Genomic DNA, 8,527 nt, shown 5'->3' with positions numbered 1-8,527 from the left:
TTGAGCCATACTTTATCACCTTTCCTTCCATATATGATAGCCTGAACAACTTTAGTATATAACGGAAAGGTGAGTTTTTGTATAACTGTTATATCGCTCCACCCGCAAAGCAGGTGGTTTTTTATTTCGCATACTTCGTATGCTCAACTGACTGAAGTCAATATATTCATACAAGTATGAATATTAATAAAAAAGCAAGACTTTATCGTCTTGCTTAATGACCACCAAACACTTTAAATTCCATGGTAGCTAATTTATCATCAATAACTTTGATTTCATCTTGTGATAATTCAATATTACCAGCTTCAAAATTAGATTGTAAACGATCAATTTTTCTTGATCCAGGAATCGGAATAATAAAATCATATTTATTGATCATCCAGGCAAGTGACATCTGAGCACTTGTAGCATTATGAGCCTGTCCAATTTGATCAACAACAGCTAATAATTCATTTGTTTTTTGAATTCCTTCATCGCTGTATTGAGGCATATTCGGACGGAAATCTTGTTCACCGCTACCAAAATCTTGTTTAGATTTATAAGCTCCTGATAAAGCTCCATTAGCCATTGGTGAAAAGGCTACATAAGTAATTCCTAATTCTTTACAAACTGGCATTAAATTTTCATGCCATCTTGCCATCATTGAATAACGATTTTCAATTACTGTAACTGGACATACTGCATGTGCGCGACGTAAATATTCTTCATTTACTTCAGAAATACCCCAAGCTTTAATTTTTCCTTGTTCGATTAATTCCTTCATTACTCCCGCTACTACTTCAGGTTCAACTTTAGGGTCAATGCGATGCTGATAATAAATATCAACATAATCAGTTTGTAATCTTTTTAAAGAACCTTCAAGCGAAGCTTTAATTTTTTCTGGTGAACTATCAAATTCCAAATGATCACCTTTATGAGTTACTCCAAATTTAGTACATAAAATAACTTCATCACGAAAATCTTTGATGGCTTCACCAACTACTTCTTCATTATAATTAATTGTTCCATCAGGATTAATTCCCGTATAACATTCAGCTGTATCATAAAAATCATAACCCATATCATGAGCAGCTCTTAAAACTTTTACTGCTTCTTCTTTTGGTGTTGGCACGCCACTAGCATGAGATAATCCCATGCAGCCAAGTCCAATCACATTAACATACATATTAGTTTTTCCAAGTTGTACTTTACGCATTTTTGTTTCTCCTTTTATTTAATTATCATAATCACAGCTTGCTGATACTTCAGCCCATTTATCTAATTCATCAATTTTAGCTTGTAAAGTTGCTTTTACTGCACTTACTGCATCTTTTCCTAAAGTTAAGATTTCAGGTTGTTCATCACCATTTACTACTTTAACGATTACTTCTCCAGCTTTATCAGGATCACCTGGTTGCATGTGTTTGTTTTCAAATTTACCAACTCTTGTTTTTCCTACTGTATCAGCATAATCACCAATTTCTTTGCTTGTTCCTTTTAATGATTCGCTATCATAGAATCTAGTTCTAAATGCTCCTGGCTGTACGACCATTGCTTTAATTCCTAGTGGTGCCAATTCTTTAGCTAAACCATTAGTTAATAATTCTAAAGCTGCTTTTGATGAAGCATAATATCCAGAACCAATTGCTGATCTAGCAGCTGCAATTGAAGTTACATTTAAAATATAACCTGATTTTTGTTTACGCATTGCAGGCAAGACTTCTTTAATTAATTCAATTGGACCAAATAAGTTAGTTTGATATAGTGTGTTAACTTCATCAATTTGTCCTTCTTCTACAGCTGAACGATAACCATAACCAGCATTGTTAACTAAAACATCAATTGTTCCAAATTTTTCATTAGCCGCTTTAACTGCTGCTTTAATACTTTCATTATCACATACATCTAAAGATACCGCCAAAGCTGTATCTGGATACTCTTTAACAATATCCATAACTTTATCTTTATTACGTGCCGTTACAACTGCCTGATCACCACTTTTTAATACCGCTTTAGCAATCCCAGCACCAATACCACTTGAACATCCTGTAATTAACCATGTTTTCATTTTTTATTTACCTCTCTTCTCTCTTTTCTTTTGACAACTATATTTTATGATTTTTTAATTAATAAGTACAATACCAATAACGAAACGAACTATAACTTTAACGCATAGTATTAATTATCGTCCCACTCTTTTTTCAAAGTCAGATCCGGGAATATATCTACCATTAACCAGTTCTAAAGAATCTAATGCCTGATTTAAAGTTTCCCATTCTTTTTCACTGAATTTAAGGTCAACAGCCTGAATATTTTCTTTTAACCGCTCTAATCTTGTCGTCCCGGGAATCGGTACAATATATTCTTTTTTAGTTAGTAACCACGCTAAAGCAATCTGGGCTCTAGTAACATTTTTATTATTTGCCAGTTCATCAATTACATCAATTAATGCTTGATTCTTTTTTAAACTAGTTTCTAAAAAACGGGGTACTCCATTTTGATATTTTTGTTTATCAAAACCATTCGTTAAAAAGCCTTTACATAATGGAGCAAACGGAACCAAGCCAATATTTAATTGTTCGAGTAAATCTAATAATTCTTTTTCCGGCTGGCGCCACATCATTGAATACTCACTTTCAATTGCCGTAAGAGGACAAATTGCATGAGCCCTTTTGATTGTTTCAATTCCTGGTTCGGATAAGCCCCAATATCTAATCTTGCCTTCTTCAATAAAAGACTTCATTAAATTAGCGACTTGTTCAATGGGAACATTAGGATCAACGCGATGTAAATAATACAAGTCAATATGATCAGTTTGTAAACGCTGCAATGATCCTTCTAACGATTTACGAATTCCCGCTAAATTACCATCAACTACCTGCTTGCCATCTACCATCTTTAACCCACATTTACTGGCAATAATTACTTGATCTCTAATTGGTTTTAGGGCTTTACCAACTAATATTTCATCAAAATATGGTCCATAAATTTCTGCGGTATCAAAGAAATTAATGCCTAAATTAACGGCTTCGCGGATTAATTCGATCATATCCTGTTCATCTTTATTAATCATAGTCATGCAGCCTAGACCAAAAGCTGAAACTGTTAATCCATTTCCTAAAATTCTTGTCTTCATAAATTTCTTCCTTTTCTTTATCGGTATATCTATATTTTATTTTTTTATTACAAATAAGTACAATACTAATATCGAAATGTGGTATAATTTAAATGCATAGTGGAGGTGAAAAAATGATTGAAATCAACCAGTTAGAACAATTAGTCTGTATCGCTAAAAATGGAACTATTTCCAAAGCTGCTAAAGAATTATTGATCTCACAGCCGGCTTTAAGTCGTTCAATGCAACGCTTAGAAGCTGATTTTCAGGTTCAATTATTTGATCATTATAAAAATAAAGTTGTCTTAAACAAAAATGGTGAATTAGCTGTTAAATATGCTTTAAAAGTTTTAAAAAATGTGAAACAAATGGTTAGCTCAGTTCAAGAATTTGACCAGTCATTTAAATCAATCGCTATTGCCAGCTGTGCTCCAGCACCACTTTGGGATATTGAACCAATCATTGAAAGTCTTTATCCGGGAATTAAAATTGTTAGTAATGTTATTGACCAGCATGAATTAATAACTAGTTTAAAAAACAATGAATATCAAATTATTATTACTCCTGATGAAATTAATGATAAAGAACTAATCTGTATTCCTTATCTAGAAGAAGATCTTTATCTTTCTTTACCATTAAATCATCATTTAAAAGATCGTAAAGAAGTTTGTTTTAAAGATCTTGATGGTGAAACAATGTTATTATATTCTAATATCGGTTTTTGGCATGATTTGCACATACGAAAAACGCCCAATACTAAATATTTGATCCAAGATGAACGCTTAACTTTTAATGAGATCGTTAAAGCGACGATGCTACCATCGTATACTTCAAATTTATCAATTAAACGTGAAGGTAAGATCAATAATCGAATCATTATCCCATTAAGCGATGATGAAGCCCATGTAACTTTTTATTTAGTTATGTTTAAACATGATAAAAATAAATATCGTGAATTGATTGATAAAATTGAAAATTATTATGATTTTTAATTATGGTAAAGATAATTAACGTTGGCAATCAATTTGTAAATACATGGATTTATTGGGGTTATATTATGATTTATCCGAGCCATGGTCAACCTTTTAATAGCGATGATTTAAAAAAATATCTAGATAAGATCAGATCAATAAAATAAAACCATATTTCTAAAAAAGAACTTAGCTAATTTCTAAGTTCTTTTATAAATCAATCTTCATGGTAATTTTAGCAATCTTGCTATAATACTGTTCAAACGTATCATTGCCTTTTTCTAAATGATTGACGATCTTGCCATCTTCAACATACAGCATCTTAGATGAATATGAAGCAATTAAACAGTCATGAGTTACCATAATGATCGTTATACCGTATTTTTGATTTATCGTTACCAAATATTCCATTAACTGTTTGGCACGAATACTATCGAGATTCCCCGTTGGTTCATCGGCAAACAAAATAGTAGGGTTAGTTACTAATGCCCTGGCAATTGCGGCTCTTTGCTGCTGTCCGCCGGAACATTCGTAAGGATATTTATCTAAAATATCGTCTATTTCTAAACTAGTTACAATTTCCGTTATTTTTTGATCATCAATATTATTTTTCTTTTGATTTAGTTTTAATGAAAATAAGATATTTTCTTTGATCGTTAATGAATCAATTAAATTATAATCCTGAAAGATAAAACCAATCTGTTTTTTACGAATATCAGCTTTTTGATTTTCGGTTAATGTACGTAAATCCTGATTCATTAAATAAACCGCCCCGCCAGTTGCTTCATCAATCGTTGATAAAACATTGATCAAAGTAGTTTTCCCCGAACCAGAAGTTCCCATAATACAAGTAAAACTGCCTTTTTCAATTTCTAAAGAAATATCACTTAATGCTTTTTTAGGATTTGGACCATAAGGATTATATGTTTTCTCCATTTTTTCAGTTTTAATTATTGCTTCCATAATTAATAAACCTCTTTTCTTTAACAAGCGTTACAATACTCGAAATAAATAACGGGATGATAAATTCACCAATCAACAACATTCCAAATAGCCAGGAAATATGATCACTTAAAGCAAAACCAATCATCAAATTGACTAAAAACAAAATTCCTATACCAAGTAAAGTTAGATAAACTAAAATAATTTCTTTTTGAGCCATTTTAACAATTTCTATTTTATTTAGTCCTAACCGGCTTAAATTTCGATAATATCTTTTTTTCAACAACCGCTTATTAGTAAAGCGATTGGCCAAAGTATAACTCAATGCAATATTACTTAAAAAATAACTTAAATGAAATAAAACACTGTAATGTTTATTATTATAATTAGTATAGATCATCGTTGATAAAATAATAACAACTAGAAAAAACATCAAGAATAATGATTTTAACTCTAATAAATTCATCAAATAATTACGATAAACTAAATTTTGTTTACTTTCTACATAACTATTTTCCAATTTTTCTTCATATAATTCCGGAATCACTCGTTCAATAATTCCATAAGCTCCAATCGCACCTATACAAACCGGAAAAACTAATCCCTGGGTTAATTTTCCCATATACATACTAGCAATACCTACAATAAACAAAAACACATAAAGACAATCAGTTTGTGAAAAACGTTCTTTTCTTCTTTTATAAATTATTGCCGTATCTTTTTTTAATAAATCAACGATTATTGTTTTTATAGCATAATTCATTTCCACTAATCCTACGATTATAAGTAGCAAACCAAATACTGCTAATGATTGAATAAAAGTATTTAATGAATAAACTAAACTGCTTTGATTGATTCCAATAAACAAATAAGCAAAATACTGAACCATTGGAATAATGATAATACTTAAAGCAACTCCCATTAAATATCCAATTAAAATAATTAAGACTAACTGGATGATTTGATACATGGCAATTTGATAATTTTTTAAACCCGCCATTTTTAACTGGCCAATTATTTGACTATGAGTTTTATTATAATAACTGCATGAGTAGATGATTAAAGTAGTAAAGATAATTAATAATAAGAAAATCATTGATCCTTTATATAGTCCATCAAAAAAATTGGTTGTAAATTCTAAATCCTGATTTCCTACATAACTATTATCCATCTTTATTTGAGTAACATAATTGATCTCCGGATTATTGAAAAACTGTAATAAAACAGTACTAATGCATGAAATTATAGCTACGGTAGAAACAAAATTAAATATCTTTTTATAATCCTTTTTCAACATTTCCAAAGAAACCTGTAACATGATATCACTTCCTAACTGGTAACAAAACCACTTATGCCATCAATGCCATAATAATAATTAATTATAGATAGACTCGACATTTCTAATAACATCGGTGTATCTAATAATACAAACTTTTCTCTTATTAAGTTATATAGATTATAATGAATATCTGGTGTTAATAAACTGGCATAAACATGATCAATTTTAGCTTTATCATTGATTTTTAGATATTCTTTGTCAGCGACAATAATTTGATATTGATTAATCTTACCACCAACATTATTAGTTTCATTATTTAAATATTTTTCTTTACTTTCACCTACGTAATATTCAATTTGCCCATCATCATTAACTATCCCGATTTCAAGATCATTTTCTTGATGAAATTCCTTCCAGTCAAAATTTTCAATTTTATCTTGATTATCCTCTAAATTAACCAAATATAAATTTTCTTTATCACCAAATGCTTTTACCTGTTTATTAATATCTTGATACTTATCTTCATTTGAATATAAATAAACAAAATAAGTTTCCTCATCACCAGATCCACTAATAAAACTCATTGGTGTTAATTGGAGATGGGTATCGAAATAAAAAACTCCTCTTTTACTAACATTTTGATAAATATAAAAAATACAAGCACAAAGTGATAAAATCGTAACAATTATAATCTTTCTTAGTTTTTTCATCATCATCACCCCTTAAATATCGATTATAATCAAGATAAATAAAATGATTGCCTGTAAATTATATTTTTATTACACTTTTATTTTATACTATTTCTATGGATTTGTTAATAGATTTATTCATAAATATTAATTTTATTATATTAATCTCATTTAACATCATTACCTTCTATAACCTTTAATTTAATAATCACTTTATAAAAAAAGTATGACCACACGATCATACTTCTTCCCACCATTTTTCCTGGTATTTTTCAATATTTTGATAATCAACAATTTCCCCAATCATTGGAGTAGCTACATTAATATTTTCTTCTTTAGCTAATTTAGTTATTTGTTTAACTGGATCATCCCAAGCATGATATGAAATCGAAAAAGTTCCCCAATGAACCGGTACGACCCATTTAGCTTCAACATCTTTAGCTGCCTGGATTCCTTGCTTAGGCAATAAATGAATTGCTTCCCAAGATTTATCATATTGACCATCTTCGAGAATTACTAGATCCATTGCACCAAAGTGTTCATAAATTTCTTTAAAATGATCACCATAACCAGTATCTCCAGTATAATAAGATTTATATTTTTCATTTTGAAAAACAAAACCGCTCCATAAAGTCGTATTCTTTTGCCAAGGCAAACGTCCTGTATAATGACGCCCCGGTACCGAAGTAATCGTTAAACCATCAATTTCAATTTCATCCCACCAGTTCATGCTATTAATCTTACTTTCATCTACGCCCCAGCGAATTAAATGATTTTCAACCCCTAAAGGAACACAATAGGTTTTAACTTTTTCATCAATATCTTTAATCGTTGCATAATCTAAATGATCATAATGATCATGAGAAATTACCAAAACGTCTATTTCTGGTAAATTTTCACTAGTAATGGGTAAGTCAGAAAATCTTTTTGGACCAATCCCATTAATAAATGAAGCATAATCACTAAAAACAGGATCAATCAAGATATTTAACCCTTGCATTTGTAACATTGAAGAAGAATGACCAAACCAGACCCACTTTAAATCATCAACTGATGCTGTTGGAATTTCACTTAGTTGATGTATTGGGATTTTATTTTCAGGAACAGTTTCTTCGTCACTGTCAAATTCACTTTCATTTTCACTCATAACATTTATTTCGGGATCACCATGAAACGTTCCATCATAATACAAATCAGATTTTTGTTCGTAAAACTCTTTTTTAGCACTACTAGGACTTTGACCAAACGGTTTCCATAATTTAATAAACAATATTGCCACAATCGCAATCACTAAAATTACGATCAAAACTATTTTAGCTATTTTTTTAACCATTATCATTCACCTCTTTACTTGTGATTATACAGTTGTTAATTATTTATATCCAATACTTATATTAAATAGATTATTATACTTTAAAAGCATATATAAAAAAGGGACAAAATAAATTTTGTCCACCAGGGTGATGATGCGTTTTATATGCAATTCGCCCTTTTTACTACTATAATTATATCAGGAGATGACTTTATGATTGATTTATCCGTTCCTTCTGAT

General features: G+C 30.1%; 8 protein-coding genes. 1 reads left to right on the top strand and 7 read right to left on the bottom strand.

The genetic code is table 11. The annotated features are described in order from the left end of the window. Positions 1-214: 214 nt before the first annotated feature. The 3 genes from J7M77_RS08395 to J7M77_RS08385 form a co-directional block, all read right to left on the bottom strand. On the bottom strand, positions 215-1,195 hold the full coding sequence (locus J7M77_RS08395) for an aldo/keto reductase (protein WP_296877425.1): 981 nt from the start codon (positions 1,193-1,195) through the stop codon (positions 215-217). An 18-nt stretch (positions 1,196-1,213) separates the two neighbouring features. Further along, the gene (locus tag J7M77_RS08390) at positions 1,214-2,047 is read right to left on the bottom strand and encodes an oxidoreductase (protein ID WP_296877422.1); all 834 of its coding nucleotides are present in this window, start codon (positions 2,045-2,047) and stop codon (positions 1,214-1,216) included. Between the two features lie 114 nt (positions 2,048-2,161). Continuing rightward, a complete protein-coding gene (locus J7M77_RS08385; RefSeq protein WP_296877420.1) occupies positions 2,162-3,115 on the bottom strand; it encodes an aldo/keto reductase in 954 nt (317 codons plus the stop codon). Positions 3,116-3,228: 113 nt separating this feature from the next. Between J7M77_RS08385 and J7M77_RS08380 the strand changes: the two genes are divergently transcribed. After that, positions 3,229-4,086, top strand: coding sequence for a LysR family transcriptional regulator (locus J7M77_RS08380; protein WP_296877418.1), 858 nt, complete (start codon positions 3,229-3,231; stop codon positions 4,084-4,086). Positions 4,087-4,275: 189 nt separating this feature from the next. Here the strand turns inward: J7M77_RS08380 and J7M77_RS08375 are convergent, their stop codons facing one another. The 4 genes from J7M77_RS08375 to J7M77_RS08360 all read right to left on the bottom strand — a co-directional run bounded on the left by J7M77_RS08375 (position 4,276) and on the right by J7M77_RS08360 (position 8,308). Next, the gene (locus tag J7M77_RS08375; protein WP_296877416.1) at positions 4,276-5,028 is read right to left on the bottom strand and encodes an ABC transporter ATP-binding protein; all 753 of its coding nucleotides are present in this window, start codon (positions 5,026-5,028) and stop codon (positions 4,276-4,278) included. Continuing rightward, on the bottom strand, positions 5,012-6,325 hold the full coding sequence (locus J7M77_RS08370) for a hypothetical protein (protein WP_296877414.1): 1,314 nt from the start codon (positions 6,323-6,325) through the stop codon (positions 5,012-5,014). The genes J7M77_RS08375 and J7M77_RS08370 overlap by 17 nt, the downstream gene beginning before the upstream one ends. A gap of 11 nt (positions 6,326-6,336) precedes the next feature. Beyond that, entirely contained in the window at positions 6,337-6,996 is a 660-nt protein-coding gene (locus tag J7M77_RS08365; protein ID WP_296877412.1) for a hypothetical protein, read from the bottom strand. A gap of 217 nt (positions 6,997-7,213) precedes the next feature. After that, positions 7,214-8,308 (bottom strand): MBL fold metallo-hydrolase, encoded by a 1,095-nt coding sequence (locus tag J7M77_RS08360; RefSeq protein WP_296877410.1) that lies wholly within the window; start codon positions 8,306-8,308, stop codon positions 7,214-7,216. Positions 8,309-8,527: the final 219 nt, after the last annotated feature.

It is taken from the genome of Thomasclavelia sp. (genome assembly GCF_017889095.1).
In the GTDB taxonomy this organism is placed as follows: Bacteria; Bacillota_I; Bacilli_A; order Erysipelotrichales; family Coprobacillaceae; genus Thomasclavelia.
Note: the sequence above shows the minus strand (reverse complement) of the source record. Positions and strands in the feature narration are given on the sequence as shown.

Bases quoted from the DNA above. Each gene is read 5' to 3' on its own strand.
- J7M77_RS08395 (WP_296877425.1), bottom strand. From the start codon at position 1,195: ATGCGTAAAGTACAACTTGGAAAAACTAATATGTATGTTAATGTGATT.
- J7M77_RS08390 (WP_296877422.1), bottom strand. From the start codon at position 2,047: ATGAAAACATGGTTAATTACAGGATGTTCAAGTGGTATTGGTGCTGGG.
- J7M77_RS08385 (WP_296877420.1), bottom strand. From the start codon at position 3,115: ATGAAGACAAGAATTTTAGGAAATGGATTAACAGTTTCAGCTTTTGGT.
- J7M77_RS08380 (WP_296877418.1), top strand. From the start codon at position 3,229: ATGATTGAAATCAACCAGTTAGAACAATTAGTCTGTATCGCTAAAAAT.
- J7M77_RS08375 (WP_296877416.1), bottom strand. From the start codon at position 5,028: ATGGAAGCAATAATTAAAACTGAAAAAATGGAGAAAACATATAATCCT.
- J7M77_RS08370 (WP_296877414.1), bottom strand. From the start codon at position 6,325: ATGTTACAGGTTTCTTTGGAAATGTTGAAAAAGGATTATAAAAAGATA.
- J7M77_RS08365 (WP_296877412.1), bottom strand. From the start codon at position 6,996: ATGAAAAAACTAAGAAAGATTATAATTGTTACGATTTTATCACTTTGT.
- J7M77_RS08360 (WP_296877410.1), bottom strand. From the start codon at position 8,308: ATGGTTAAAAAAATAGCTAAAATAGTTTTGATCGTAATTTTAGTGATT.